Source organism: Mycobacterium pinniadriaticum, from assembly GCF_026242045.1.
GTDB lineage: Bacteria > Actinomycetota > Actinomycetes > Mycobacteriales > Mycobacteriaceae > Mycobacterium > Mycobacterium pinniadriaticum.
Genome location: NZ_JAPJDO010000005.1, coordinates 69,799 through 96,345 on the forward strand (window position 1 = coordinate 69,799; position 26,547 = coordinate 96,345).

The 26,547-nt window shown below is 68.2% G+C and carries 25 protein-coding genes and 2 pseudogenes; 21 read left to right on the plus strand and 6 right to left on the minus strand.

What is annotated here, in order from left to right:
* Positions 1 to 6: 6 nt before the first annotated feature.
* From aroC to ORI27_RS07920, 5 genes and pseudogenes are all read left to right on the plus strand, one after another.
* Entirely contained in the window at positions 7 to 1,233 is a 1,227-nt protein-coding gene (gene aroC, locus ORI27_RS07900; RefSeq protein WP_265996262.1) for a chorismate synthase, read from the plus strand.
* A 4-nt stretch (positions 1,234 to 1,237) separates the two neighbouring features.
* A pseudogene (locus ORI27_RS07905) lies at positions 1,238 to 1,750 on the plus strand (shikimate kinase); the annotation flags it as partial.
* A gap of 149 nt (positions 1,751 to 1,899) precedes the next feature.
* On the plus strand, positions 1,900 to 2,988 hold the full coding sequence (aroB, locus tag ORI27_RS07910; RefSeq protein ID WP_265996260.1) for a 3-dehydroquinate synthase: 1,089 nt from the start codon (positions 1,900 to 1,902) through the stop codon (positions 2,986 to 2,988).
* Positions 2,985 to 3,428, plus strand: coding sequence for a type II 3-dehydroquinate dehydratase (aroQ, locus tag ORI27_RS07915; protein WP_265996259.1), 444 nt, complete (start codon positions 2,985 to 2,987; stop codon positions 3,426 to 3,428). Before aroB ends, aroQ begins: the two co-directional genes overlap by 4 nt.
* 5 nt (positions 3,429 to 3,433) lie before the next feature.
* Positions 3,434 to 4,321 carry an MBL fold metallo-hydrolase gene (locus tag ORI27_RS07920; RefSeq protein WP_407666249.1) on the plus strand — a complete coding sequence of 296 codons (888 nt, stop codon included), beginning with the start codon at positions 3,434 to 3,436 and terminating at the stop codon, positions 4,319 to 4,321.
* Positions 4,322 to 4,335: 14 nt separating this feature from the next.
* Here the strand turns inward: ORI27_RS07920 and ORI27_RS07925 are convergent, their stop codons facing one another.
* Both ORI27_RS07925 and ORI27_RS07930 read right to left on the minus strand, forming a co-directional pair.
* The gene (locus ORI27_RS07925; RefSeq protein WP_266073913.1) at positions 4,336 to 5,190 is read right to left on the minus strand and encodes a hypothetical protein; all 855 of its coding nucleotides are present in this window, start codon (positions 5,188 to 5,190) and stop codon (positions 4,336 to 4,338) included.
* A gap of 67 nt (positions 5,191 to 5,257) precedes the next feature.
* Positions 5,258 to 6,055, minus strand: coding sequence for a class II glutamine amidotransferase (locus ORI27_RS07930; RefSeq protein WP_265996257.1), 798 nt, complete (start codon positions 6,053 to 6,055; stop codon positions 5,258 to 5,260).
* 118 nt (positions 6,056 to 6,173) lie between these two features.
* Here ORI27_RS07930 and ORI27_RS07935 point away from each other — a divergent pair, with 118 nt between their 5' ends.
* Positions 6,174 to 7,505, plus strand: a complete 1,332-nt coding sequence (locus ORI27_RS07935; protein WP_265996256.1) for a type I glutamate--ammonia ligase — start codon at positions 6,174 to 6,176, stop codon at positions 7,503 to 7,505.
* Here ORI27_RS07935 and ORI27_RS07940 read toward each other — a convergent pair.
* Positions 7,479 to 8,158: pseudogene (locus tag ORI27_RS07940) on the minus strand (B-4DMT family transporter); the annotation flags it as partial. The gene ORI27_RS07935 and the pseudogene ORI27_RS07940 overlap by 27 nt on opposite strands.
* Before the next feature lie 33 nt (positions 8,159 to 8,191).
* On the opposite strand from ORI27_RS07940, the gene ORI27_RS07945 reads away from it, so the two are divergent.
* Genes ORI27_RS07945 through ORI27_RS07965 form a run of 5 tightly spaced genes read left to right on the plus strand, consistent with a single transcriptional unit; the run spans position 8,192 to position 12,125 of the window.
* Complete coding sequence (locus ORI27_RS07945; protein WP_265996254.1) at positions 8,192 to 9,283, plus strand: M24 family metallopeptidase; 1,092 nt, start codon at positions 8,192 to 8,194, stop codon at positions 9,281 to 9,283.
* Positions 9,284 to 9,323: 40 nt separating this feature from the next.
* The gene (gene efp / locus ORI27_RS07950) at positions 9,324 to 9,887 is read left to right on the plus strand and encodes an elongation factor P (RefSeq protein WP_265996253.1); all 564 of its coding nucleotides are present in this window, start codon (positions 9,324 to 9,326) and stop codon (positions 9,885 to 9,887) included.
* A gap of 1 nt (position 9,888) precedes the next feature.
* Complete coding sequence (nusB, locus tag ORI27_RS07955; protein ID WP_265996252.1) at positions 9,889 to 10,371, plus strand: transcription antitermination factor NusB; 483 nt, start codon at positions 9,889 to 9,891, stop codon at positions 10,369 to 10,371.
* Positions 10,372 to 10,380: 9 nt separating this feature from the next.
* Positions 10,381 to 10,917, plus strand: a complete 537-nt coding sequence (locus ORI27_RS07960) for a TetR/AcrR family transcriptional regulator (protein WP_265996251.1) — start codon at positions 10,381 to 10,383, stop codon at positions 10,915 to 10,917.
* Positions 10,918 to 10,949: 32 nt separating this feature from the next.
* Positions 10,950 to 12,125: an acyl-CoA dehydrogenase family protein gene (locus tag ORI27_RS07965; protein WP_265996250.1), complete on the plus strand. Its 1,176-nt coding sequence runs from the start codon at positions 10,950 to 10,952 to the stop codon at positions 12,123 to 12,125.
* Here the strand turns inward: ORI27_RS07965 and ORI27_RS07970 are convergent.
* Complete coding sequence (locus ORI27_RS07970) at positions 12,122 to 13,324, minus strand: serine hydrolase domain-containing protein (RefSeq protein WP_265996249.1); 1,203 nt, start codon at positions 13,322 to 13,324, stop codon at positions 12,122 to 12,124. The genes ORI27_RS07965 and ORI27_RS07970 overlap by 4 nt on opposite strands.
* A complete protein-coding gene (locus ORI27_RS07975) occupies positions 13,321 to 13,974 on the minus strand; it encodes a class I SAM-dependent methyltransferase (protein ID WP_265996248.1) in 654 nt (217 codons plus the stop codon). Before ORI27_RS07975 ends, ORI27_RS07970 begins: the two co-directional genes overlap by 4 nt.
* Before the next feature lie 130 nt (positions 13,975 to 14,104).
* On the opposite strand from ORI27_RS07975, the gene pyrR reads away from it, so the two are divergent.
* The 7 genes from pyrR to pyrF all read left to right on the plus strand — a co-directional run bounded on the left by pyrR (position 14,105) and on the right by pyrF (position 22,907).
* Positions 14,105 to 14,671 carry a bifunctional pyr operon transcriptional regulator/uracil phosphoribosyltransferase PyrR gene (gene pyrR / locus ORI27_RS07980; protein WP_265996247.1) on the plus strand — a complete coding sequence of 189 codons (567 nt, stop codon included), beginning with the start codon at positions 14,105 to 14,107 and terminating at the stop codon, positions 14,669 to 14,671.
* Positions 14,672 to 14,765: 94 nt separating this feature from the next.
* Complete coding sequence (locus tag ORI27_RS07985; RefSeq protein WP_265996246.1) at positions 14,766 to 15,719, plus strand: aspartate carbamoyltransferase catalytic subunit; 954 nt, start codon at positions 14,766 to 14,768, stop codon at positions 15,717 to 15,719.
* A gap of 2 nt (positions 15,720 to 15,721) precedes the next feature.
* The gene (locus tag ORI27_RS07990) at positions 15,722 to 17,017 is read left to right on the plus strand and encodes a dihydroorotase (RefSeq protein ID WP_265996358.1); all 1,296 of its coding nucleotides are present in this window, start codon (positions 15,722 to 15,724) and stop codon (positions 17,015 to 17,017) included.
* Positions 17,014 to 17,544 carry a PH-like domain-containing protein gene (locus ORI27_RS07995; RefSeq protein ID WP_265996245.1) on the plus strand — a complete coding sequence of 177 codons (531 nt, stop codon included), beginning with the start codon at positions 17,014 to 17,016 and terminating at the stop codon, positions 17,542 to 17,544. Before ORI27_RS07990 ends, ORI27_RS07995 begins: the two co-directional genes overlap by 4 nt.
* Positions 17,541 to 18,662, plus strand: a complete 1,122-nt coding sequence (gene carA, locus ORI27_RS08000; RefSeq protein WP_265996244.1) for a glutamine-hydrolyzing carbamoyl-phosphate synthase small subunit — start codon at positions 17,541 to 17,543, stop codon at positions 18,660 to 18,662. Before ORI27_RS07995 ends, carA begins: the two co-directional genes overlap by 4 nt.
* A gap of 86 nt (positions 18,663 to 18,748) precedes the next feature.
* Positions 18,749 to 22,090 (plus strand): carbamoyl-phosphate synthase large subunit, encoded by a 3,342-nt coding sequence (carB, locus tag ORI27_RS08005; protein ID WP_265996242.1) that lies wholly within the window; start codon positions 18,749 to 18,751, stop codon positions 22,088 to 22,090.
* A complete protein-coding gene (pyrF, locus tag ORI27_RS08010) occupies positions 22,083 to 22,907 on the plus strand; it encodes an orotidine-5'-phosphate decarboxylase (RefSeq protein ID WP_265996241.1) in 825 nt (274 codons plus the stop codon). The genes carB and pyrF overlap by 8 nt, the downstream gene beginning before the upstream one ends.
* Here pyrF and ctaD read toward each other — a convergent pair.
* The gene (ctaD, locus tag ORI27_RS08015; protein ID WP_265996240.1) at positions 22,904 to 24,625 is read right to left on the minus strand and encodes an aa3-type cytochrome oxidase subunit I; all 1,722 of its coding nucleotides are present in this window, start codon (positions 24,623 to 24,625) and stop codon (positions 22,904 to 22,906) included. The two genes, pyrF and ctaD, sit on opposite strands and share 4 nt — an antisense overlap.
* Before the next feature lie 571 nt (positions 24,626 to 25,196).
* On the opposite strand from ctaD, the gene mihF reads away from it, so the two are divergent.
* The 3 genes from mihF (at position 25,197) to rpoZ (ending at position 26,544) form a co-directional block, all read left to right on the plus strand.
* On the plus strand, positions 25,197 to 25,517 hold the full coding sequence (gene mihF / locus ORI27_RS08020; protein ID WP_005146193.1) for an integration host factor, actinobacterial type: 321 nt from the start codon (positions 25,197 to 25,199) through the stop codon (positions 25,515 to 25,517).
* 41 nt (positions 25,518 to 25,558) lie between these two features.
* Complete coding sequence (gene gmk / locus ORI27_RS08025; protein ID WP_265996357.1) at positions 25,559 to 26,137, plus strand: guanylate kinase; 579 nt, start codon at positions 25,559 to 25,561, stop codon at positions 26,135 to 26,137.
* A gap of 104 nt (positions 26,138 to 26,241) precedes the next feature.
* The gene (rpoZ, locus tag ORI27_RS08030; protein WP_265996239.1) at positions 26,242 to 26,544 is read left to right on the plus strand and encodes a DNA-directed RNA polymerase subunit omega; all 303 of its coding nucleotides are present in this window, start codon (positions 26,242 to 26,244) and stop codon (positions 26,542 to 26,544) included.
* Positions 26,545 to 26,547 lie beyond the last annotated feature (3 nt).

Below are 26,547 nucleotides of genomic sequence, written 5' to 3' on the forward strand. Positions count from 1 at the left end.
GGACGCGTGTTGCGATGGACGACTGCCGGTGAATCCCACGGCCGCGCGCTGGTAGCCGTGGTCGAAGGCATGGTCGCCGGTGTGCGGGTCACCTCCGCCGACATCGCCGAGCAGCTGGCCCGCCGGCGCCTTGGCTATGGCCGCGGTGCCCGGATGAAGTTCGAGCAGGACCAGGTCACCGTGCTGGCCGGAGTCCGGCACGGCGCCACCCTCGGCGGCCCGATCGCCATCGAGATCGGCAACACCGAGTGGCCCAAGTGGGAGACCGTGATGGCGGCCGACCCGGTGGATCAGCGAGACCTCGACGTGGAAGGGGGAGCCCGCAACGCGCCGCTGACCCGACCCCGCCCGGGCCACGCCGACTTCGCCGGGATGCTCAAGTACGGCTTCGACGACGCCCGCCCGGTACTCGAGCGGGCCAGTGCCCGCGAAACCGCCGCCCGGGTCGCGGCGGGCACCGTCGCCCGGGCGTTCCTGCGTCAGGCGCTGGGTGTCGAGGTGCTCTCGCACGTCATCTCGATCGGGGCGTCACGTCCCTACGACGGACCCCCGCCGGTCGCCGGGGATCTGGCCCGCATCGACGACAGCCCGGTTCGGGCCGCCGACACGGCCGCCGAGGCCGACATGATCGAGCAGATCGAGGCCGCCAAACGAGACGGCGACACCCTCGGCGGCATCGTCGAGGTCGTCGTCCACGGCCTGCCGGTCGGGCTGGGTTCGTTCACCAGCGGTGACAACCGGCTGGACAGCCAGCTCGCCGCAGCGGTGATGGGCATCCAGGCCATCAAGGGCGTCGAGATCGGCGATGGCTTCGAAACCGCCCGCCGCCGCGGCAGCCAGGCCCACGACGAGATGTACCCCGGTCCCGACGGCGTGGTCCGCTCCACCAACCGGGCCGGTGGCCTGGAGGGCGGCATGACCAACGGCCTGCCGCTGCGGGTGCGCGCGGCGATGAAGCCGATCTCCACCGTGCCGCGCGCGCTGGCCACCGTCGACATGGCCACCGGCGACGAAGCCGCCGCCATTCATCAGCGCTCCGATGTGTGCGCGGTGCCCGCCGCCGCCGTGGTCGTCGAGACCATGGTCGCGCTGGTCCTGGCCCGTGCGGTGCTGGAGAAGTTCGGCGGTGACTCGCTCGAGGAGACCAGGCGCAACGTCGACGGGTATCGGCAAGCGGTGACCGAGCGCATGCCCCGGGAAAATCAAGCGTCGCCGGTGCGGGTGTCGGGGTAGCGCGATGGCGCCGAAGGCCGTGCTGATCGGGTTGCCCGGCTCGGGAAAGTCCACCATCGGGCGGCGGCTGGCCAAGTCGTTGGGGGTGGCGATGCTCGATACCGACGCCGCCATCGAGGAGAAGACCGGCCGCACGGTGGCCGACATCTTCGCCAACGACGGCGAGAAGGAATTCCGCCGCATCGAAGAAGAGGTCATCCGCGACGCGCTGAGGACACACGACGGCGTGCTTTCGCTGGGTGGCGGCGCGGTCACCACGCCGGGTGTCCGCAAGGCACTGGCCGGGCACACGGTCGTCTTCCTGGAGATCAGTGCGGCCGAGGGAGTGCGCCGGACCAGCGGCAGCACCGTCCGCCCGCTGCTGGCCGGACCCGACCACGCCGAGAAGTACCGCACCCTGATGAACCAGCGGGTGCCGCTCTACCGGCGGGTCGCCACGATCCGGGTGAACACCAACCGCCGCAACCCGGGTGCCGTCGTGCGCCATATCGTCGCCCGGCTGGAGAATCCGCGACCACCACGGCGTCGCAGACCTCCGTGGCGGCGCTCACCGGCGGCGCCCGAAACGCGTTCCACCCCGACGCCGCCAGAAGAACCACCCCAATCCGATCCGGTCACGCCCGCCACTCCGGCGGCGCTGGCCGCCCGCCGCGCCGGAGTTCGCAAATGACGCAGACGCCAGAGCCGGTGACCATCGAGGTCGCCGTCGACCCGCCTTACCCGGTGATCGTGGGAACCGGCCTGCTCGGGGAGCTCTCCGAGCTGCTCGGCGGTCGGCACAAGGTGGCGATCCTGCACCAGCCGGTGCTCGCCGAGACCGCCGAGGCCATCCGGGCGCACCTGGCCGACAAGGGGGTCGACGCCCATCGCATCGAGCTTCCCGACGCGGAGGCGGGCAAGGATCTCGCCGTCGTCGGATTCATCTGGGAAGTGTTGGGCCGCATCGGAATCGGTCGCAAAGACGCCTTGGTCAGTCTCGGCGGCGGGGCGGCCACGGATGTGGCCGGTTTCGCCGCGGCGACCTGGCTGCGCGGGGTCGACATCGTGCATGTGCCGACCACGCTGCTGGCCATGGTCGACGCCGCCGTCGGCGGCAAGACCGGTATCAACACCGACGCGGGTAAGAACCTGGTCGGAGCCTTCCATCAGCCGGCCGGTGTGCTGGTCGACCTGGCGATGCTGGAGTCCCTGCCGCGCAACGAACTGGTCGCCGGGATGGCCGAAATCGTCAAGGCCGGATTCATCGCCGACCCGAAGATCCTCGATCTCATCGAGGCCGATCCACCGGCCGCGCTCGACCCGGCGGGCGCGGTGCTGCCCGAGCTGATCCGGCGGGCGATCGCGGTCAAGGCCGAGGTGGTGGCCGCCGACGAGAAGGAGTCGGCGCTGCGCGAGATCCTCAACTACGGCCATACGTTGGCGCACGCCATCGAACGCCGGGAGCGCTACCGGTGGCGGCACGGCGCGGCGGTCTCGGTGGGACTGGTGTTCGCCGCCGAGCTGGGCCGGCTGGCGGGCCGGCTCGACGACGCCACCGCGAAGCGGCACCGTGACGTGCTGACGTCGCTGGGTTTGCCGGTCACCTATGAGGCCGACGTGTTACCCGAGCTCGTCGAGATCATGGCCGGCGACAAGAAGACCCGCTCGGGCGTGCTGCGATTCGTGGTACTCGACGGACTGGGCAAGCCGGGGCGCCTGGAAGGCCCCGACCCGGCGCTGCTGGCGGCGGCCTATGCGGAGGTGAGCAGACAATGACGACAGTGCTGGTTCTCAACGGTCCCAACCTGAATCGGCTTGGGCGCCGTGAGCCCGAAATCTATGGCAGCACCACCTATGACGACCTGGTCATGCTCATCGAGGCGCAGGCGACCGAACTCGGGCTGACCGCTGTCGTGCGACAGAGCAACAGCGAAGCCCAGCTGATCGACTGGCTGCACGCCGCGGCCGATGCCGGTGACCCGGTGATCCTCAACGCCGGTGCGTTGACGCACACCTCGATCGCGCTGCGGGACGCCTGCGCCGAACTGAAGGCCCCGTTGATCGAGGTGCACATCTCCAACGTGCATGCGCGCGAGGAATTTCGGCACCATTCTTACCTGAGCGGGGTGGCCACCGGCGTGATCGTGGGGCTGGGGGTGCAGGGCTACCTGCTCGCGCTGCGTTACCTGGCCACCCCCGACGCCCCGCACGACTAGCCGGGATGCCACGGGTGCGCAACCGGATGTCGTTGGGCTCGGCCGCCATCACGCGCGTCGTCGAGACCCGGATCCAGATGCGTACGTCGCTGTTCGGTGACACCCCGGCGCAGGCGTGGGCCGACAACGCCGATCTGCTGGAGCCGCACTTCTGGGATCGTGACGCCGATCAGTGGCGAATCGCCATGCAGTCATGGGTGGTCCAGGTCGACGGTCTGCTGGTGGTGGTCGACACCGGCGTCGGCAACGACCGCGACCGCCCGCACATGCCACCGCTGGATCATCTGTCGACCGACTTTCTCACCGCGTTCACCGCGGCCGGCTTCGACCCGGCGGCCGTGGACATCGTCGTCAACACCCATCTGCACACCGACCATGTCGGCTGGAACACCCACCTGGTCGACGGGCAGTGGGTGCCGACGTTCCCCAACGCCCGCTATGTGATGCCCGAGCCCGACTATCGATTCTTCGGCCCCGGCGGCGAGGGCGAGAACGACGGTATGCGAACAGTGCTGGCCGACAGCGTGATTCCGGTGACCGAGCAGATCCAGTTGTGGAGCGACGACCTTGCCCTGAGCGCGTCGCTGCGGCTGCGGCCCGCCGCCGGGCACACCCCCGGCTCATCGGTGCTGTGGCTCGACGCGGGCAGGCCCGCCGTGTTCGTCGGTGATCTGACGCACTGTCCGATCCAGATTCGGCGACCCGACGACGCCTGCGCGTTCGATGTCGACCCCGCCGCCGCCCGCAGCACCCGTCGGCGGGTGTTCGCCGAGGCGGCCCGCGCCAACGCCGCCGTCCTTCCCGCGCACTACCCGGGACACGGCGGCTCGCGGATCGTGGCGAACGGTGACGGCTTCGATTCCGGCGACTGGCTGCCGATCGACACCATCTAGCGTCCGCCCGGGGGTCAGTCGTCGGTGCTGGCCACCGAATGACAGATTCCCGTGGAAATGATCGAGGGCGCAAGAAATCCCAGGATCACGACGACGACGACGGCCGCCGGCTTCGGCGTCGTCAGCCAGCTCTCGGGAAATCGGTTCACGCTCATGGTCAGCCAGGATGCGAGCACGGCTAGCCCCGCCATCGCGATCGTCACGAATCTGATCGACCGGATATTGAGCAAGGTGGGATTGTCGACGTCGAGCAGGGACCGCCGCAGCGTTCTGGTCCGCGTCGCGACCAGCCACAGATCGACCAGGATGATGACGGCGGCGAACCCGGTGACAGCGGTCGACGTCAGTAAGCCGGGCGGTCGGTGGTACATGAATTGCAGGTAGTCGATCGCCGTCTCCGACATGATGAGCGTCGTCGCCATCGTCGATCCGAATGTCAGCCAGCCTCCCAGGGCGCCCAGAAAGCAGTAGGAACCCAGCTCGTCGGCATGCTGATCGGCCGCCTTGCTGACGGCATGGCTGGCCAGCATCCAGCCCAGACCGCCGAACAGCGCGGTGGTGCCCAGGGCGAGCATCCCGGTTGCCAGGACACCCTGGCTCCAGGCGATCGCACAGATTCCCTGCCGATCGCCGTCGTCGGGAACCACGGTCCCGCTGATGATGCTGAACAGGTAGCTGTCCAGCATCAGGATGAGCACCGCCGAGGAGAACATCGCCAACGTGTACACGGCCTCGCGGCTGTTGCGATCGAACAGCAACGCGATCGCGGTGATGAGGAAGCCGCCGAGGACGCCGGCGAGCTGCGAGATCGACGCGGCAGAGGTGACCATGCTCCACTGGTCGGAGCTGCAGGACTGGTCGGGGTTCATGGCGACCAGATGGTAGAGCACCTCGGTTGATTGCGACCCCGCTTCGCGATCTGAGCGGGTGGGGGATTCATCCGCTGCCCAGGGCTGCCGACGTCACGGTCAGGTCGTCGAGCGCCACCGCGGTGACGGTCTCCGGCGCCAACGCTTGCCAGTCCAGGTCGCCGAAGCCGGTCGAGCCGATCACCACGGTGTCGGAGTCGGGCCTGGCGATCCGCAGGGCGAAGTAGTCCTCGACATGCTCGGCGGGCAGATCCAGGGCGCTCAGCGTCTCGATGTCGTCGACCGGGAGCCGGCTCTGCGCGTGCGCGTGCACCGCGATGAGGTGGCCCTCGCCGAGGACGAGCGCATTGAGGCTGGCCCTCGGGTAGATCCCGCGCAATTGGCTGACCGCGCGGCGGACGGCCTCGGCGAGGGTCGGGGTGCGGGCGCGGTGCTGACGGATCAGCGCGAAGTAGCGTTCACTGTCCGTGGTGCCGCGCAGGCCGGCCCGGGCCTCGGGGGTGAGGAGTTCGTCGAGCGGCTCGAGGGGCTTGATGCTGCCGTTGTGGGCCATGGCGATGCCGTCGGTCAGGAAGGGATGGCAGTTCTCCGGTATGACCGCCAAACCTTCTGTTGCCCAACGTAAATGGGTGATGCCACCGCTGCCGGCGATATGACTGGTAGCGGCGGCGAAGTGGGGGTCGTCGAGGGCGTTGGTCGCCGACACCCGGACCTCCGGTGTGCCATCAGGGTCGTCGACGTGGGCGAGACCCCAGCCGTCGCCGTGCACCTTGGCCAACGCGACGAAGTCCTTCAGCACGGCTTCGCCGACCGCATCGACGACGGTGACGGGCGTGGCGGACGCGACTCCGAGTAGTCGGCACATAGCGGCAATCCTCGCCTATCGAAATTCCCGAATCAAACGGCAGCGACGATGATTAATGTTGCTGAAACCCCTGTCGCATATCGTCACCCGACACTGGGTCGACCTCACAGGAGGTGTCATGGCAGCACCGGCCGACGCGGCCGATACCGGCGCGATCGCGCGTCTGCGCGAGCAGGGCGTCGAGATCGTCGCCGGTTCGATAACCGATCTGGCGGGCGTAACTCGTGCCAAATATGTTCCGGTGCAACGACTCACCGCGTTCGAGCGCTCGGGCATGGGGGCATCGCCATCGTGGAGTGTGTTCTGCGCGGACACCGGAATCGCGTCCGTACCCGGTATCGGTGTCGTCGGCGATCTGCGAATCCGGATATCCGGCGACGACGTGCGCGTCATCTCCGACGGGGTGGGCTGGGCGCCGGGCGGCTTGTTCGACCAGTCCGGGCAGCCCTCGCCGCTGTGTACCAGGGCATTGCTGGCCCGCGTCGAAGCCGCCCTCGCCGAACGCGGGCTCTCGGCGCGGGTCGGCGCCGAGATCGAGTGCACGCTGCTGTCCGGTCAGGGCGGTCATGCCTCGGATGAGACCTGGACACCGTATGGCCTGCGGACGTCGCTGGACAGGTCGGGCTTCCTGCTCGACGTGGTTCGCGACGCCGAGCGCACCGGCCTGGGGATCGAGCAATTGCACACCGAATACGGCCACGACCAGTTCGAGGTCTCGTTGGCTCCGGATAGCCCGGTTGCCGCAGCCGACGCGGTGGTCCTGGCCCGAATCGTGTTGAGTCGCGCGGCCCGCCGGCACGGAATGACGATCTCCTTCGCGCCGGTCGCGTTCGCCGACGATGCGGGTAACGGTGCCCACGTGCACGTATCGTTGTCCGACGCCGAGGGGCCGCTGCTCGCCGGCGGGGACGGGCCGCACGGCATCCGGTCGGCCGGTGGCGCCGCCATCGGCGGAATATTGGCCGCGCTACCGGACCTGATCGGCCTCTATGCCGGCTCGGTGCTGTCCGCGCTGCGCCTGAAACCGGGCAACTGGGCCGGTGGTTCGGCGTGCTGGGGTCTGGAGAACCGGGAAGCGGCCGTGCGGTTCATCGCGGGCAGTCCCGCCAATCCGCACGGTGCCAACGTCGAACTGAAGATCATCGACGGTACGGCCAATCCGTACCTGGCGATCGCAGCGATGCTCGGCAGCGCGCTGCGCGGTATCGATCTCGGTTTCGAGTTACCGCCCGAGGTGACCGGAAATCCGATGACCTCCGGAGCGCCCCCGCTGCCCACCGATCTCGGCGACATCCTCGATACCTTCGAGTCCAGTGCGGTCAGCGCGGAGTTGCTCAGTGCACCGATTGTGCGGGGCGTTGCGGCGGTGCGCCGCTACGAGCTCTACAACTATGGCGACCGGCCGGCCGCCGAGGTCGTCGAGGCGCTTCGGCTGGCCTGGACCTGTTGAGCCGCGGCCAGATCGACGGCTCAGGACTTGTCGGGGTCTTTCCCCTCGGTCATGTGGATCTGCTCGGTCGGCTCGTCGCGCTCGGCGGTCGCCACGGCCGAGGTGTGCTCCTCGGCCGCCGTGGCGGATTCGGTGCCACCCAGCCCGGCGATGGGGCCGGTGCGCTCGTCCTCGCGGACGGCGTCGAACACGTCGGTCTCGCTGCCGTCTTCCCGGCGGCGCGGCTCATCGGGCCGCTTCCGGTCGACCAGGAAGCGGCCGATGGCGACCGCGGCGATGGCCGGGATGAACACCATCAGCGCGGTGAACGCCGCGAACGTGGTGATCTCGCTGATCAGGCCCTCGGCGTAGACGTTCTTGTAGAACAGCGAGACGACCCAGGTGATTAGGCCGCTGACAAACCCGGCGACGAGGCCGGCCAGCAGCCAGGTCATGGCCAGATCGCGTCGGCGGTCCGGGTCGGGGTTGGCGTTGGCGTCGGCGCGGCCGTCGATCAAACCCCAGAGGAACGACCCGATGCCGAACAGCGCGACCAGCACGATGCTGATCAAACCGGCCTTCGTCTCGTAGATGTTGATCAGCGTGCCCTGCCCCAGACGGACGATCACCATGCCGGCAGCGAACGCCAGTCCGCGCAACATCCACGTAGTCATGAGTAGGCAGCGTAGCGAGTAGCGTCAGCGACCGTGACACATTCCCAACGCCGAGAGCGGCTGGCCGCCCGGCTGGCAGCCGACGGGCTGGATGCGATTCTCGTCAGCGACCTGGTCAACGTGCGCTATCTGTCCGGTTTCACCGGTTCACATGCGGCCTTGTTGGTGTTCGCTGGCGACACGCCGACGGTGCTGGCCACCGATGCCCGCTACCGGACGCAGGCGGCCCACCAGGCTCCCGATCTGGAAACGGTCATCGAACGGGCCTGCGGTCGGCACCTGGTCGGGCGAGCCGTCGCCGACGGTGCCGCTCGGATCGGATTCGAAAGCCACGTGGTCACCGTCGACGGTTTCGACGTCCTGGCCCGTGAGCTGGACGAACATCCCGGCGCCGAGCTGGTGCGCGCGTCGGGCACCGTTGAGGCGCTCCGCGAGATCAAGGATGCCGGGGAGGTCGCGCTGCTGCGCCTGGCGTGTGAGGCCGCCGACGCGGCCCTGGCCGACCTGGTGGGCGGTGGCGGTCTGCGCCCGGGACGCACGGAACGTGAGGTCGGCCGCCAGTTGGAGGCGATGATGCTCTCCCACGGCGCCGACGGGCCCTCGTTCGAGACGATCGTGGCCGCGGGCGCCAACTCCGCGATCCCGCATCACCGGCCCACCGATGCCGTGCTGGCCGCCGGTGACTTCGTCAAGATCGACTTCGGCGCACTGGTCGGCGGCTACCACTCGGACATGACGCGCACCTTCGTGCTCGGCGCCGCGGCCGACTGGCAGCTGGAGATCTACGGGCTGGTGGCAGCCGCACAACGGGCCGGCCGCAATGCCCTCGACGCCGGAGCGGAGCTTCGCGATGTCGACGGTGCCTCACGACAGGTGATCGTCGATGCCGGTTACGGCGACCACTTCGGACACGGCCTCGGTCACGGGGTCGGATTGCAGATCCACGAAGCGCCGGGAATCAACTCCGCGGCCGCCGGTACACTGCTTGCTGGCTCCGTGGTGACCGTGGAACCCGGTGTCTACCTGCCCGACCGTGGCGGTGTCCGCATCGAGGACACTCTGGTCGTCGGCGAACGAAGCCCCGAATTACTGACCCGGTTCCCCAAGGAACTCACGGTCCTCTAAGGACCAGTTAGACCCCGAAAGACGAGGAGAACGACCGACCGTGGCATCCACTGCCGATTTCAAGAACGGCCTTGTGCTGAACATCGACGGCCAGCTCTGGCAGATCATCGAGTTCCAGCACGTCAAACCGGGTAAGGGCCCGGCGTTCGTGCGCACCAAGCTCAAGAACGTGCTCTCCGGCAAGGTCGTCGACAAGACCTACAACGCCGGGGTGAAGGTGGAGACCGCGACCGTCGACCGGCGCGACGCCACCTACCTCTACCGGGACGGCTCGGACTTCGTGTTCATGGACTCCGAGGACTTCGAGCAGCACCCGCTGCCGGAACCGCTGGTGGGCCGCCTGGCCGGGTTCCTCTTGGAGGGCATGCCGGTGCAGATCGCGTTCAACGAGGGCTCCCCGCTGTACCTGGAGCTTCCGGTCACCGTCGAGCTCGAGGTCAGCCACACCGAGCCGGGGCTGCAGGGGGACCGCTCCAGTGCGGGCACCAAGCCCGCGACGCTGGAGACCGGGGCCGAGATCCAGGTTCCGCTGTTCATCAACACCGGCGACAAACTCAAGGTGGATTCCCGCGACGGCAGCTACCTCGGGCGTGTGAACGCCTGATATGGCCGACCGCAAGGCCGACAAGGGTCGGCACCAGGCGCGCAAGCGCGCCGTCGATCTGCTCTTCGAAGCGGAGGCGCGGGGGCTGACCCCGGCGGAGGTCGCCGACGCGCGCATCGCGCTGGCCGAGGCCAACGCGGGAGTGTCGGCGCTCAACCCGTACACGGTGACCGTGGCCCGGGGTGTGGCCATCCACGCCGCTCACATCGACGAGTTGATCACCTCGCACCTGCAGGGCTGGACGCTGGAGCGGCTGCCCGCGGTGGACCGCGCGATCCTGCGGGTCGCGGTCTGGGAGCTGCTGCACGCCGAGGATGTTCCCGAACCGGTCGCCGTCGACGAGGCGGTCGAACTGGCCAAGGAACTGTCCACCGACGAGTCGCCCGGCTTCGTCAACGGGGTGCTGGGCCAGGTCATGCTGGTTACTCCGCAGATTCGCGCGGCCGCCGCGGCGGTCCGGGGCGCCACCACCCCCGAGGCGTAACCTCGCCGCATGCTGGCCGCGACCGATTGGGTGGAGGCGGGTTTCTCGCTGCTCGCCACCGACGGCGTCAAAGGGTTGACCCTCGAGCGGCTGTGCCGCCGGGCCGGCGCGACCAAGGGCAGCTTCTACTGGCACTTCGCCGATCTGGCCGCCTACCGGGCCGCGCTGGTGGACACCTGGGCGGAGCTGCACGACAGCGACCGCGCCGACATCACGGCGGGCGCCGATCTGCCGCCGCGGGAGCGGCTCGCCCGGATGATGGGAGTTCTTCTCGGAGAACGGCATTGGATGCTGGAGCGGGCGATGCGGGAGTGGGCGCGGTCGGACGCCGAGGTGGCCGTGGCCGTGGCATCCTCCGATCGCCGGGTGCGCCGCGCGGTGCGGCAGGCCTATCTCGATGAGGGATTCAGCGCCGCGGATGCCGAGGTGCGGGCGGACGCGACCTTCGCGGCCGGCGTCGGGTTTCTGCACCTGTCGGATTCGGCGCCCGGTGCGAAAGCCGCCGTGCAACAGCAGCGGTTCCTGGAGATCATGTTGCGACGCTGATTCCATACTTTTTAGTATGGTAGCGTCGGGCCGTGCTGCCGATCAGCGACGAATTCGTCGCATGCCTGGCCCAGCGGGCGGCCGAGGCCGAGGATCTGCGACGGCTGCCCGACGCCACGATCGCCGACTTCCGGGCCAGTGGCATGGGCCGGTTGCTGCTGCCGGCGCGCTACGGCGGTGAGCAGGCACCGTTCCCGGCGATTCTCGAGCCGGTGCGCATGATGGCGCACGGCTGCGTCTCCAGCTCCTGGACGCTGGGGTTCTACATCCTGCACAACTGGATGCTGGCGCTGTTCGATGAGCGGGCCCAGGACGAGGTGTTCGCCGACGGGCCGGTGCTGTGCCCCGCGCCGCTGGCCCCGACCGGCCGCGGTGTGCCGGTCGACGGTGGGGTGCTGCTGTCGGGTCGGTGGTCGTGGGCGACCGGGATCATGGCGGCGGACTGGGTGATGGTCGGTGCCCTGTGTGGGGCCGGAGCCGCTGGGCCGGCGACATCAGGCAGCGATGATGGTCTTTATCCGGCGCTGGCCCTGTTGCCCGCCGAAGCCGTTACCGTCGAGGACGTCTGGCACACCGACGGGATGCGGGGAACCGGATCCCACGACGTCGTCGTCACTGACGCCTTCGTCCCCGGGCATCGGCTGGTCAAGGTCACCGATATCTACGGCGGCACCGCGCCGGGCGCGGCGCTGCACGATGCGACGGCCTATCGCTGGCCAATGGTGCCCGCGCTGGCGCTGCTGGCGGCCATGCCCGCCCTCGGCGCGGCCGAATATGTCGCCGACCTGTTCGCCACCCGCCTCGGTGAGCGGGTGCTGGCCTACTCCGGGGTGGTCCAGAAGCAGCAGCCTGCCGCGCAGATCCGCCTGGGGGATGCGCGGGTCCGACTGCGTGCGCTACACGGCCTGCTCGGCGACACCGTCGCCATGATCGAGACGATGGTCACCGAGGGTGCCCGCATTCCGCGGGCGGTGCGCGCGCAGGCCCGGGTGGCGGCCGCGCACATCGTGCACGAGTCCCGGGCGGTCATCGCCGACCTGCTCGAATCATCCGGCGCCAGTGCGCATTTCCTGCACAACCCGCTGCAGCGGGCCAAGCGCGACGTCGATGTCATCTCCGGCCACGTCGTGTTCGACTACGACGTGAGCCGGGAGCTGGCCGGCGCGCTGGAGATCGGGGTTCCGATCTCGCCGTTCGCGATGGTCTAGAGACCCAACCCGGAGTAGGTGCGGCGCACGAATCTCGGCTGTACCGACTGCAGTTTGGCCAGCGAGGTGTTGCCCGCGACCGCCGCGGCCGCGGCGGTCAAGTCGGGATAGTTCTGGATCAGGTAGATCACGATCAGGTCGTTCGACGGGTCGGCCTGCCACCAGGTTCCGTACGCGCCGGGCCAGCTGAACGTGCCCAGCCCGCCCGGGCCGAACAGCTGCGCCGACTTGGCCGGATCGGTGACCACCGACAAATTCAGTCCGAAACCGCGGCCCACCCAGAACGGCTGGCCGAGGAACGGCTGGCGCTTCTGCTCATCGGTCAGCCGGTCGGTACGCATCAGCCGCGCGGACTGCTCGGAGAGCACCCGGACCCCGTCGACTTCACCGTCGCCCAACAACATTCGGGCGAACCGCAGATAGTCGTCGACCGTCGACACCAGGCCGGCCCCGCCCTGGCAGAACCGGGGTTCGGTCACCGGTATCGGCCCCATCGCGTCGTGCTGCAGCCCGCTGGCGGGGTCGAGCCGATACATGGTGGCCGCGCGGGCCCGCTTGTCGGGGGTGATGAAGAATCCGGTGTCGGTCATGCCGAGCGGCTCGAGGACCCGCTCTGCGAGCACAGTGTGCAGCGGTTTGCCCTCGATCCGCGACAGGGCGATGCCGAGCACATCGGTGGCCTGGCTGTAGGTGAGCAGCTCGCCGGGCTGGTGCACCAACGGCAACTGGGCGATTTCGGCGAGCCAGTGATCTTGATCCTGGCGCAGCGACACCTTGCCGTAGGCCCGGCTGATCGGGCCGAGCACCGAGAACGCATAGGCCAGGCCGCTGCGGTGGGTCATCAGATCGTCGATGGTGATCGGCCGCCGGGCCGCGACGGTGCGGTCCAGTGGGCCGGTCGGGTCGACGAGTACCTGCATGTCTGCCAGTTCCGGCAACCAGCGGCTGACCGGGTCCGACAGCGCGAGCCTGCCCTCCTCGACGAGGGACAGTGCCGCGGCCACCGTCACCGGCTTGGTCATCGAGGCGATCCGGAAGATCGTGTCGCGCTGCATCGGTAACCCGGCTTCGACATCGCGGTAGCCGATCTCGTTGACCTGCAGCACATTTCCGCGCTGATACACCAGAGTGACGGCGCCGGCCAGTAGCCCGGCATCCACCGCCTGCACGACAGAGGTGCGATTGTCCGCGAGATTCACCGGGGGGATTCTACTGACGGGCGCTGCGCCACCACGAGCCAGAAGCCCATGTCGACGCCGTCCGGGCGGTGCACGGTGCTCGGCGTCACCGAGTCGACAGTCCAGCCTGCGGCGCCCAGGATGGTGCGCAGCGCCGACTCGCTGACCGCGCGCTGACCGCGCATCGGGTCGTCGTTGGCCTCGGAGAAACAGGCGATCAACAGCCGCGCACCGGGCCGGGCGGCGCGGCAGGCCGAAGCCGCGTAGGCGGCCTTGGCGTCCTCGTCGAGGCAGTGGAACATGCCGCTGTCGACGATGGTGTCGAAGGCGTCGTGGTAGCCGGCGAGCTCGGCGGCATCGGCCACCGCGAATCTGACATCGACGTCGGCGTCGGCGGCCCGGCGTTCGGCGGTGATCAGGGCGGTCGGGGAGATGTCGAGCGCGGTGACGTGATGGCCGTGCCGGGCCAGGTAGATCGCGTTGTCGCCCAGCCCGCAGCCGATGTCGAGGACGGCGCCGGAGATCAGGCCCTGCTGCTGCCAGGTGACGACGCTTTCCTTGGGGCCCTTGGTGTCCCAGGGAACGGATGTGACGGGAGGGATTCCCGGCGCCGGGCTCTCGCCGCGATAGAGGGCATCGAAGTCCCAGTGGGAGGGAGGTGGCGTGGTCACCTGATCGAGGCTAGCCGTCGACACACCATCGCGGTTGGGGCTCATGGTCCGGTGAGTGCTAAGCTGCCCGGCAGTTCGACATCCTTTAACGATCCGTCCAGAGAGGCGGAGAAGGAGGTCCGGTCAGCTCGTGGGCGCAGACGACCGTGAATTGATGTCCGGTGCGGACGTCGGTAGAACCGTTTCCCGCATCGCCCACCAGATCATCGAGAAGACCGCCCTGGATGCCCCCGACGCGCCCCGCGTCATCCTGCTCGGCATACCGACGAGGGGTGTCACCCTGGCCCACCGGCTGGCCACCAAGATCAACGAGTTCTCCGGCGTGACGCTGCCCTGCGGTGGCCTCGACATCACGCTGTACCGCGACGACCTCGACTTCAAGCCGCCGCGCGCACTGGAGGAGACTTCGATCCCGACGGGCGGCATCGACGGCGCGCTGGTGATTCTCGTCGACGATGTGCTCTACACCGGCCGCTCGGTTCGCTCGGCGCTGGATGCCCTGCGCGACATCGGCCGGCCGAAGGCGGTGCAGCTGGCGGTTCTCGTCGACCGCGGCCACCGCGAGCTGCCGCTGCGGGCGGACTACGTCGGCAAGAACGTGCCCACGTCGCGCAGCGAGAACGTCAAGGTGCGGCTGATGGAAGACGACGACGTCGAAGGCATCTGGATCGCACCGCAGGGAGGGCCGGCCCGCTGATGAGCGCTTGCGCGAAGAAGAGACGGTCAGTGATGAGCGCTTGCGCGAAGAAGAGACGGTCAGTGATGAGCGCTTGCGCGAAGAACGGACAATCGTGACGATCAGACACTTGCTCTCGGCGGGCGACCTGACTCGTGATGAGGCCACCGCGATCCTCGACGACGCTGACCGCTTCCGGCAGGCGTTGCTGGGCCGCGAGGTCAAGAAGTTGCCGACGCTGCGTGGGCGCACCATCATCACGATGTTCTACGAGAACTCCACCCGCACCCGGGTGTCCTTCGAGGTGGCCGGCAAGTGGATGAGCGCAGATGTGATCAACGTCAGCGCTTCGGGGTCCTCGGTGGCCAAGGGGGAATCACTGCGCGACACCGCACTGACGCTGCGCGCCGCCGGTGCCGATGCGCTGATCATCCGGCATCCCGCCTCCGGTGCGGCCCAGCAGCTCGCCGAGTGGACACTGGAGCCCGACGGCACCGGCCCGTCGGTGATCAACGCCGGCGACGGCACCCATGAACACCCCACCCAGGCGCTGCTGGACGCCCTGACGCTGCGCCAGCGCCTCGGTGACATCGAGGGACGCCGGGTGGTGATCGTCGGCGACATCCTGCACAGCCGGGTGGCCCGCTCCAACGTGGGACTGCTGGCCACTCTGGGCGCCGAGGTGGTGTTGGTCGCCCCGCCCACCCTGCTGCCGGTGGGGGTGGAGGACTGGCCGGTCACCGTGTCGCACGACCTGGACGCCGAGCTTCCCGCCGCCGACGCGGCACTGATGCTGCGGGTTCAGGCCGAGCGGATGAACGGCGGGTTCTTTCCCTCGGAGCGGGAGTACTCGATTCGCTACGGGCTTTCCGATCGCAGGCAGGCGCTGCTGCCCGGGCATGCGGTGGTGATGCACCCCGGTCCGATGCTGCGCGGCATGGAGATCTCCTTCGCCGCCGCCGATTCGTCACAATCTGCTGTGCTGCAACAGGTTTCCAACGGTGTGCACGTCCGGATGGCGGTGTTGTTCCATCTGCTGGTCGGCACGGACGAGGCGGTGTCGGTATGAGCGTGAGTGTGTTGATTCGCGGGGTCAGGCTCTACGGCGAGGGTGATCAGGTCGATGTCCTGGTCGCCGACGGCCAGATCGCCGAGATCGGCCCGAAGCTGGCCATCCCCGACGATGCCGAGGTCATCGATGCCACCGGTCAGGTATTGCTGCCCGGCTTCGTCGACCTGCACACGCATCTGCGCGAACCCGGTCGCGAATACGCCGAGGACATCGAAACCGGTTCGGCGGCAGCGGCTCTGGGTGGCTTCACGGCGGTCTTCGCGATGGCCAACACCGATCCGGTGGCCGACAGCCCGGTGGTGACCGACCACGTCTGGCGGCGCGGTCAACAGGTCGGCCTGGTCGACGTCCATCCGGTGGGCGCGGTCACGGTCGGGCTGGCGGGCAAACAGCTCACCGAAATGGGCCTGATGACAGCCGGTGTGGCGCAGGTGAAGATGTTCTCCGACGACGGCATCTGCGTGCACGATCCGCTGGTGATGCGCCGGGCCCTGGAATATGCCAGGGGCCTGGGCGTGCTGATCGCCCAACACGCCGAGGAGCCTCGGCTGACGGTCGGTGCGGTCGCCCACGAAGGCCCCAACGCCGCCCGGCTCGGACTGGCCGGCTGGCCCCGGGCCGCCGAGGAGTCCATTGTGGCCCGCGACGCGCTGCTGGCCCGCGACGCGGGGGCCCGGGTGCACATCTGCCACGCTTCCACGGCCGGTACCGTCGAGCTCATCAAATGGGCTAAACAGCAGGGTATTTCGATCACGGCCGAGGTCACCCCGCACCATCTGCTGCTCGACGACAGCCGGTTGGCCAGCTACGACGGGGTGAACCGGGTGAACCCGCCGCTGCGCGAGGCCGCCGACGCGCAGGCCCTACGCCAGGCGCTGGCCGACGGGGTGCTCGACTGCGTGGCCACCGATCACGCCCCGCACGCCGAACACGAGAAGTGTTGTGAATTCTCCCAGGCCCGTCCCGGCATGCTCGGGCTCCAGACGGCGCTGTCGGTCGTCGTCGAGACCATGGTTGCGCCCGGTCTGCTGGATTGGCGCGGGGTGGCCCGGGTGATGAGCGAAAACCCGGCCCGCATTGTGGGGTTGGACGATCAGGGCCGCCCATTGGAGGTGGGGGAGCCGGCCAACCTGGTCGTCATCGACCCCGCCGCGACCTGGGTCGTGGAGGGAACCGAGCTGGCCAGCCGCTCGGCCAACTCCCCGTTTGCGGCGATGACGTTGCCGGCCACCGTCACCGCGACTCTGCTGCGGGGGAAAGTGACGGCGCGCGACGGGAAGAGCCCGGCGGCATGAATACGCCCACGACGATCGGGTCGTACGTCTTCGCGTTCGTCATCGTCGTCGTCATCGGTGTGGTGATCGGCCGGATGCTGCGCGGCTGGAAGCGGCGGGCCAAGCGCCAGCTCGACCTGCTGAGCGAATTACCGTCGATGCCCGATCTGCTCGGCGCGGCCACCGTCGCCCCGACCAGGGGCCTCTACGTCGGCAGCACCCTCGCCCCGAACTGGCTGGAACGCATCGCGGCCGGCGACCTGGGCTTCCGGTCCAAGGCGGTGTTGACCCGCTACCCCGAGGGAATCCTGCTCGAGCGTTCGGGCGCGACCCCGATCTGGATTCCGCAGGACTCGATCAGCGCCATCCGCACCGAACGCGGACTGGCCGGCAAGGTTGTCCCGAGTGTTCGGAACAAGGCCGACTCGCCCGCGGGCATCCTGGCGATTCGGTGGCGGCTGCCGTCGGGGACCGAGATAGATACCGGCTTTCGCGGCGACGACCGCCGCGACTACGCCCGCTGGACGACAACAGGAGAAGCAGCGTGACGGGTAAAGCCCATCTGATATTGGAAGACGGGCGGGTCTACACCGGCACCGAGTTCGGTGCGGTCGGACAGACTCTCGGCGAAGCGGTGTTCTCCACCGGGATGTCCGGCTACCAGGAGACCCTGACCGATCCCAGCTATCACCGCCAGATCGTGGTGGCCACCGCCCCGCAGATCGGCAACACCGGCTGGAACGGCGAAGACGCCGAAAGCCGCGGCGACAAGATCTGGGTGGCTGGCTACGTCGTGCGCGATCCGTCGCCGCGAGCCTCGAACTGGCGGGCCACCGGAACGCTGGACGACGAGCTCAAGCGCCAGCGCATCGTCGGGATCGCCGGCATCGACACCCGTGCGGTCGTGCGCCATCTGCGCACCCGAGGTTCGATGAAGGCCGGGGTGTTCTCCGGCCCAGCGCTGGCCGACACCGAGGAGATGCTGCGCCGGGTGCGCAGCCAGGCCGCCATGCTCGGTGCCGACCTGGCTGGCGAGGTCAGCACGCCGGCGAGCTACATCGTCGAACCCGAAGGTGCGCAACGGTTCACCGTCGTGGCACTCGACCTGGGAATCAAGACGAACACGCCGCGCAACTTCGCCACCCGCGGCATCCGCACCCACGTGCTGTCCTCGTCGGCCACCTTCGACCAGATCGCCGAATTGAAACCGGACGGGGTGTTCCTGTCCAACGGTCCGGGCGATCCGGCCACCGCCGACCACGTCGTCGGGGTCACCCGTGAGGTGCTGGGGGCCGAAATCCCCTTGTTCGGAATCTGTTTCGGAAACCAGATCCTGGGCCGCGCGCTGGGCCGCTCCACGTACAAGATGGTCTTCGGCCATCGCGGCATCAACGTGCCGGTCATCGACCACGCCACCGGGCGCGTGGCGGTCACCGCGCAGAACCATGGCTTCGCCCTCGAAGGCGAAGCCGGCGAACATTTCGACACCGACTTCGGCCCCGCCCTGGTCAGTCACACGTGCGCCAACGACGGTGTCGTCGAGGGCATCAAACTCGCCAACGGCAAAGCCTTTTCGGTGCAATACCACCCGGAGGCCGCGGCCGGGCCCCACGACGCGAACTACCTGTTCGACCAATTTGTGGACCTGATGGAGGACACCAAATGACCGTCCGGTCTGCCGCGAGCGTGCGTGTCGGCACGCGACACGCCGCCACTCACGCACGGTTTGCGCACGCTCGCAAGGAGAAATAAATGCCACGCAGGACCGACCTCAACCACGTCCTGGTCATCGGCTCCGGACCGATCATCATCGGCCAGGCCTGCGAGTTCGACTACTCGGGCACCCAGGCCTGCCGAGTGCTGCGCGCCGAGGGACTGACCGTCAGCCTGGTCAACTCCAACCCGGCCACGATCATGACCGACCCGGAGTACGCCGACCACACCTACGTGGAGCCGATCACCGCCGCGTTCGTCGAGAAGGTCCTCGCCCAGCAGGCGGCCCGCGGCAACAAGATCGACGCGCTGCTGGCCACCCTGGGCGGGCAGACCGCGCTCAACACCGCGGTCGCTCTCTACGAGAACGGTGCGCTCGACCGCTACGGCGTGGAACTCATCGGCGCCGACTTCGAAGCCATTCAGCGCGGCGAGGACCGGCAGCGGTTCAAGGACATCGTCGCCAAGGTCGGCGGTGAGTCGGCGCGCTCGCGCGTCTGCTACACCATGGCCGAGGTGCGGGAGACCGTCGCGGAGCTGGGACTTCCGGTGGTCGTGCGGCCCTCGTTCACCATGGGCGGTCTGGGCTCGGGCATGGCGCACTCGGTCGAGGACGTCGAGCGGATGGCCGGTGACGGACTCGCGGCGTCCCCGTCGGCCAACGTGCTGATCGAGGAATCCATCTACGGATGGAAGGAATACGAGCTCGAGCTGATGCGCGACGGGCACGACAACGTCGTCGTGGTGTGCTCGATCGAGAACGTCGACCCGATGGGCGTACACACCGGCGATTCGGTGACGGTGGCTCCGGCGATGACGCTGACCGACCGCGAATACCAGAAGATGCGCGATCTGGGCATCGCGATCCTGCGCGAGGTCGGAGTGGACACCGGCGGCTGCAACATCCAGTTCGCGGTGGACCCGAAGGACGGCCGGCTCATCGTGATCGAGATGAACCCGCGAGTGTCGCGGTCGAGTGCGCTGGCGTCCAAGGCCACCGGGTTCCCGATCGCCAAGATCGCGGCCAAGCTTGCGATCGGTTACACCCTCGACGAGATCGTCAACGACATCACCAAGGAAACCCCGGCGTGTTTCGAGCCGACGTTGGACTACGTGGTGGTCAAGGCGCCGCGATTCGCCTTCGAGAAATTCCCCGGGGCCGACCAGACGCTGACCACCACCATGAAGTCCGTCGGCGAGGCGATGTCGTTGGGCCGCAACTTCATCGAGGCGCTGGGCAAGGTGATGCGCTCCCTGGAGACCACCCGGGCGGGGTTCTGGACCGCGCCCGACGACGACGGCTGGGTCTCCGACGTGCTGGACCGGCTGCGCACCCCGACCGAGGGCCGGCTCTACGACATCGAGCTGGCCCTGCGGCTGGGCGCCGGTGTCGAGGAGGTCGCGGCCGCCTCCGGTGTCGATCCCTGGTTCGTCGAGCAGATCTCTCGCCTGGTCGGTTTGCGCCGGGAACTGATCGACGCCCCGGTGCTCGACGAAGAACTGCTGCGCCGGGCCAAGCACAGCGGCTTGTCCGATCGCCAGATCGCCTCGCTGCGGCCCGAATTGGCCGGTGAGACCGGAGTTCGGGCACTGCGCCAGCGGCTCGGGATACACCCGGTCTTCAAGACCGTCGACACCTGTGCGGCGGAGTTCGAGGCCAAGACGCCCTACCATTACTCCAGTTACGAGCTGGATCCCGCCGCCGAGACCGAGGTGGCCCCGCAGAGCGAGCGGCCCAAGGTCCTCATCCTGGGTTCGGGGCCGAATCGCATCGGGCAGGGCATCGAATTCGACTACAGCTGTGTGCACGCGGCGACCACGCTCAGCGAGGCCGGGTTCGAGACCGTCATGGTCAACTGCAACCCCGAAACGGTGTCCACCGACTACGACACCGCCGACCGGCTGTACTTCGAACCGCTGACCTTCGAGGACGTCCTCGAGGTGTATCACGCCGAATCCGAATCCGGCCACGGCGGTCCCGGCGTGGTGGGAGTGATCGTCCAGCTCGGCGGGCAGACCCCGCTGGGGCTGGCGCAGCGGCTGGCCGATGCCGGGGTACCGATCGTCGGCACCCGGCCGGAGGCCATCGACCTGGCCGAGGACCGCGGCCGCTTCGGGCAGGTGCTGACGGCAGCGGGCTTGCCCGCCCCGAAATTCGGCACCGCCACCAGCTTCGAGCAGGCCCGCGAGATCGCCGCCCGCATCGGCTATCCGGTCCTGGTGCGGCCGTCCTACGTGCTCGGCGGGCGCGGCATGGAGATCGTGTACGACGAGAAGACGTTGCACGGCTACATCACCCGGGCCACTCAGCTCTCACCCGAGCACCCGGTGCTCGTCGACCGGTTTCTCGAAGACGCCATCGAGATCGACGTGGACGCCCTGTGCGACGGCACCGAGGTCTACATCGGTGGCGTGATGGAGCACATCGAGGAGGCCGGCATCCACTCCGGCGACTCGGCGTGCGCGCTTCCGCCGGTGACCCTGGGGCGCAGCGACATCGAGGCGGTGCGCCGGGCCACCGAGGCCATCGCCCACGGAGTCGGGGTGGTCGGGCTGCTCAATGTGCAGTACGCGCTCAAGGACGACGTGCTCTACGTGTTGGAGGCCAACCCGCGGGCGAGTCGCACGGTACCGTTCGTGTCCAAGGCCACGGCCATCCCGCTGGCGAAGGCGTGCGCGCGGATCATGCTGGGCGCCAGCATCTCCCAGCTCCGCGAAGAGGGTGTTCTGGCTTCCGTCGGGGACGGTGCGACACCGGCGCCGAACGCGCCGATCGCGGTGAAGGAGGCGGTGCTGCCGTTCCACCGGTTCCGCCGGGTGGACGGCACGGGCATCGACTCGCTGCTCGGGCCGGAGATGAAGTCGACCGGCGAGGTGATGGGTATCGACCGCGACTTCGGCAGTGCATTCGCCAAGAGCCAGACCGCCGCGTACGGCTCGCTGCCCACCACCGGCACAATCTTCGTCTCGGTGGCCAACCGGGACAAACGCTCGCTGGTGTTTCCGGTCAAACGGCTGGCCGATCTCGGCTTCCTGGTCCTGGCCACCGAGGGGACCGCGGAGATGCTGCGGCGCAACGGGATTCCGTGCGACGTCGTGCGCAAGCACTTCGAGGAGCCCGGGGATGGCCGGCCCCCGATGTCGGCGGTGGACGCGATCGCGGCCGGCGAGGTCAACATGGTGATCAACACTCCGTACGGAAACTCCGGCCCGCGCATCGACGGCTACGAGATCCGCTCGGTCGCGGTGTCGATGAACGTCCCGTGTATCACCACGGTCCAGGGCGCCTCGGCGGCGGTGCAGGGGATCGAGGCCGCCATTCGCGGGGACATCGACGTCCGGTCGCTACAAGAACTGCACGCCACGCTCGGCCATGACTGACACCGGGTTCGGCGCCAGACTGGCCTCGGCGATCGCCGGGCGCGGGCCGCTGTGCCTGGGCATCGACCCGCATCCGGAACTGTTGACTGCCTGGGACCTTCCGGTCAGCGCCGATGGGCTGGCCCGGTTTTGCGAGATCTGTGTGCAGGCCTACCGGGGATTCGCCGTCGTCAAACCACAGGTGGCTTTCTTCGAGACGTACGGCTCGGCGGGTTTCGCGGTCCTGGAGCGCACCATGGCCGCGCTGCGCGAGGCGGGTGTGCTGGTGCTCGCCGACGCCAAGCGCGGCGACATCGGATCGACGATGGCGGCCTACGCCCAGGCGTGGGCCGGCAGCGGGCCGCTGGCCGCCGATGCCGTCACCGCCTCGCCGTATCTCGGCTTCGGCTCCCTGCAGCCGCTTCTGGACCTGGCCGCCGCCAACGGGCGGGGGGTGTTCGTGCTGGCCGCGACGTCCAACCCCGAAGGCGCCTCGGTGCAACGGGCGACGGCCGGGCAGCGCACGGTCGCGCAATCGATCGTCGACGACGCCGCCGCCGTCAACCGGGCCGGACGACCGCGGCCCGGCTCGGTCGGAGTGGTCGTCGGCGCCACCTTGGACGTCGTCCCCGACCTCAGCGCGCTGGGCGGGCCGGTGCTCGTCCCCGGGGTGGGCGCACAGGGCGGACGTCCCGAGGCGCTCGGCGGTCTCGGGGGCGCGCTACCCGGTCAGCTGCTTCCGGCGGTGTCCCGCGAGATCCTGCGCGCCGGACCGGAAGTGGCGGCGATCCGGGCGGCGGGGGAGAAGATGCGCGACGAGGTCGCCTACCTCGCTTAGGCTTTCGTCTCCTCGAGCTTCGCCTTGTGTGACCCGCCGACGTGGGACTCCGCGCGCATCCGCTCGATCATGTGCGGGTAGTGCAGCTCGAAGGCGGGCCGCTCGGAGCGGATGCGGGGCAGCTCGGTGAAGTTGTGCCGCGGCGGCGGGCACGAGGTCGCCCACTCCAGCGAGTTGCCGTAGCCCCACGGGTCGTCGACGGTCACGACCTCGCCGTAGCGCCAGCTCTTGAACACATTCCAGACGAACGGGATCACCGAGACACCGAGGATGAACGCGCCGATCGTGGAGATGATGTTCAACGTCGTGAAGCCGTCGGTGGACAGGTAGTCGGCGTAGCGCCGCGGCATGCCCGCGTCGCCGAGCCAGTGCTGCACCAGGAACGTGGTGTGAAACCCGATCAACGTCAGCCAGAAGTGCAGCTTGGCCCACCGTTCGTCGAGCAGCCGCCCGGTCATCTTCGGGAACCAGAAATACACACCGGCGTAGGTGGCGAACACGATGGTGCCGAACAGCACGTAATGGAAGTGCGCCACAACGAAATACGTGTCGCTGACGTGGAAGTCCAGCGGAGCGCTGGCCAGCAGCACACCCGAGAGACCACCGACCAGGAAGGTGAGCAGGAAGCCGATGGAGAACAGCATCGGCGACTCGAAGGTCAATTGTCCCTTCCACATCGTGCCGATCCAGTTGAAGAACTTGATCCCGGTGGGCACCGCGATCAGGAACGTCATGAAGCTGAAGAAGGGCAGCAGCACCGCACCCGTGACGTACATGTGGTGGCCCCACACCGCCACCGAGAGTGCGGCGATCGCCATGGTGGCGAACACCAGGGTGGTGTAGCCGAAGATCGGCTTGCGGGAGAACACCGGGAAGATCTCGGTGACGATGCCGAAGAACGGCAACGCGATCACGTACACCTCGGGGTGGCCGAAGTACCAGAACAGGTGCTGGAACAGGATCATCCCGCCGTTGGCCGGGTCGTAGATGTGCGCACCGAGGCGGCGGTCGGCGGCCAGGGCGAACAGGGCGGCGGTCAGCAGCGGGAAGATGAGCAGCACCAGGATCGACGTCACGAGGATGTTCCAGGTGAAGATCGGCATCCGGAACATCGTCATGCCCGGGCACCGCATGCACACCACCGTGGTGATCATGTTGACCGCGCCCAGGATGGTGCCCAGACCACCGACGGCCAGACCCAGGATCCACAGGTCACCGCCGGCGCCCGGTGTGTGCATGGCATCCGAGAGCGGGGTGTAGGCCGTCCAGCCGAAGTCGGCGGCGCCACCGGGGGTGATGAAGCCGCTCAGGGCGATCAAAGCGCCAAACAGGAAGAGCCAGAACGACAATGCGTTCAGCCGGGGGAAGGCGACGTCGGGGGCGCCGATCTGCAGCGGCAGCACCAGGTTGGCGAACCCGAACACGATGGGTGTCGCGTAGAACAGCAGCATCGCCGTGCCGTGCATGGTGAACAGCTGGTTGTACTGCTCGTTGGACAGGAACTGCAGACCCGGCACCGCCAACTCGGCGCGGATGAACAGCGCCATCAACCCGCCGACGAAGAAGAAGACGAAGCAGGTGACCACGTACATGATCCCGATCAGCTTGTGATCGGTGGTGGTCACCAGCTTGTAGACCAGGTTGCCCTTCGGGCCCAACCGGGCGGGGTAGGGTCGGCTCGCCGGCAAATGGGCAGCAACGGGCGCCTCAGAAACCACGATGTCTCCCAACATCTAGTCCTGCAGCACCCTGTGAGCACTCTAGCCCAGCTTGCGTTACAACGTGATCCACACCCCGAAGAGCCGGAACCCCGGTCGTCGCCGCGGCGTCCTTCGGGCTCGAATCTGTCACCGGACGCCCACGACTTCGACCAGATTAGGTAGCGCGGCTATCCAAAACTAGGGCACCGCGGCGCGTGCGCTAAGTGATCTTCGGGGCCGGTGTCGACACGCCCGACACGCCGCGACCTGCCTGTGAGGTGAAATTTGGCCCCCATTGCCCCGGGATGCGCGGCGGGGGCCCCGTAGCCAACCGGCATTCTCTTGAAGAACCGCAGGTAGAGCGGCATTTTCCGGGTCGATTTCGGGATGTGGAGTGGCTGGTGCGGGCTGCTGGACAGTTGTCCCAACAGCTGTCCAGACATCGTGATCTTGGGCCATATCCTGCGGGTTTGCATCGGTAATCAGGGGGTGGGGTTAGATTTCGTCAGAGAGCGTGGGTACGGTCGCTGTCGCTGGCTGAAGTACCCGGCCCAGGCAAAACAATGATGGTGATGAGACGGAGGAACCCGTGGCCCTTCCCCAGTTGACTGACGAGCAGCGCGCAGCCGCGTTGGAGAAGGCTGCTGCCGCACGTCGCGCACGAGCCGAGCTCAAGGATCGGCTCAAGCGTGGCGGCACCAACCTCAAGCAGGTGCTCAAGGACGCTGAGACCGACGAGGTCCTCGGCAAGATGAAGGTTTCCGCACTGCTGGAGGCCTTGCCCAAGGTCGGCAAGGTCAAGGCGCAGGAAATCATGACCGAGCTGGAGATCGCCCCGACCCGCCGTCTGCGCGGCCTGGGTGATCGTCAGCGCAAGGCACTGCTGGAAAAGTTCGACTTCACCGCCTAGAAGCGGTGAATGCCGGCGGAGGGCCGGACAGCACGGGCGATATGCCCGGCCACCACGGCCATGGCCGAGTGGTGGTGCTGTCCGGGCCATCCGGGGTAGGGAAGTCGACAGTCGTCCGCCGCCTGCGCGAGCAGGTGCCCGACCTGCATTTCAGTGTGTCGGCTACTACCCGAGCCAAGCGCCCGGGTGAGGTGGACGGTGTCGACTACCACTTCGTCACGCCCACCCAGTTCCAGCGTTTGATCGATGACGGTGACCTGCTCGAATGGGCGGAGATTCACAACGGTCTGCAGCGCTCCGGCACGCCGGCGGCGCCGGTGGCTCAGGCCGCGGCGGCGGGGCATCCGGTCCTGATCGAAGTCGATCTGGCCGGGGCCGAAGCCGTCAAACGGGCGATGCCCGAGGTCTTGACGGTATTTCTGGCCCCGCCCAGCTGGGAAGCGCTCGAGCAGCGTCTGGTGGACCGCGGCACCGAATCGCCGGAGGTCGTGGCGCGTCGGCTGGACACCGCCCGGGCCGAGCTGGCCGCTCAGGGTGGCTTCGACGTCGTCGTCGTGAACAGCCAATTGGATTCGGCCTGCGCCGAATTGGTATCCTTGCTGGTGGGCGCCAAAGATTAAGGCTCCGAAGCCGGCGTCAGACGTCGATAACCCCGACTCGGAACGCGATACAAGACCCACATCTGCCAGTTCAACCCCGCACATCCGCCAGGAAGAAGTTCTACGTGACGCAAGCCAGCACGGATCACTACGATCCGGCCCCGGGTGCCGCAACGGCCTATGACACGCCGCTGGGCATCACCAACCCGCCCATCGACGAGTTGCTGGAGCGGGTGTCGAGCAAGTACGCGCTGGTGATCTACGCGGCCAAGCGCGCCCGCCAGATCAACGATTACTACAACCAGCTCGGCGACGGCATCCTCGAATACGTCGGCCCGCTGGTCGAGCCCGGCCTGCAGGAGAAGCCGCTGTCGATCGCGCTCCGCGAGATCCACGGCGACCTGCTCGAACACACCGAGGGCGAGTAGCCC

Bases quoted from the DNA above. Each gene is read 5' to 3' on its own strand.
- ORI27_RS07960 (WP_265996251.1), top strand. From the start codon at position 10,381: ATGCTGGCCGCGACCGATTGGGTGGAGGCGGGTTTCTCGCTGCTCGCC.
- ORI27_RS07930 (WP_265996257.1), bottom strand. From the start codon at position 6,055: ATGTGCCGACTACTCGGAGTCGCGTCCGCCACGCCCGTCACCGTCGTC.
- aroB (WP_265996260.1), top strand. From the start codon at position 1,900: ATGACGCAGACGCCAGAGCCGGTGACCATCGAGGTCGCCGTCGACCCG.
- nusB (WP_265996252.1), top strand. From the start codon at position 9,889: ATGGCCGACCGCAAGGCCGACAAGGGTCGGCACCAGGCGCGCAAGCGC.
- gmk (WP_265996357.1), top strand. From the start codon at position 25,559: ATGCCCGGCCACCACGGCCATGGCCGAGTGGTGGTGCTGTCCGGGCCA.
- ORI27_RS07935 (WP_265996256.1), top strand. From the start codon at position 6,174: ATGGCAGCACCGGCCGACGCGGCCGATACCGGCGCGATCGCGCGTCTG.
- ORI27_RS07925 (WP_266073913.1), bottom strand. From the start codon at position 5,190: ATGAACCCCGACCAGTCCTGCAGCTCCGACCAGTGGAGCATGGTCACC.
- ORI27_RS07995 (WP_265996245.1), top strand. From the start codon at position 17,014: ATGAATACGCCCACGACGATCGGGTCGTACGTCTTCGCGTTCGTCATC.
- aroQ (WP_265996259.1), top strand. From the start codon at position 2,985: ATGACGACAGTGCTGGTTCTCAACGGTCCCAACCTGAATCGGCTTGGG.
- carB (WP_265996242.1), top strand. From the start codon at position 18,749: ATGCCACGCAGGACCGACCTCAACCACGTCCTGGTCATCGGCTCCGGA.
- ORI27_RS07920 (WP_407666249.1), top strand. From the start codon at position 3,434: ATGCCACGGGTGCGCAACCGGATGTCGTTGGGCTCGGCCGCCATCACG.
- pyrF (WP_265996241.1), top strand. From the start codon at position 22,083: ATGACTGACACCGGGTTCGGCGCCAGACTGGCCTCGGCGATCGCCGGG.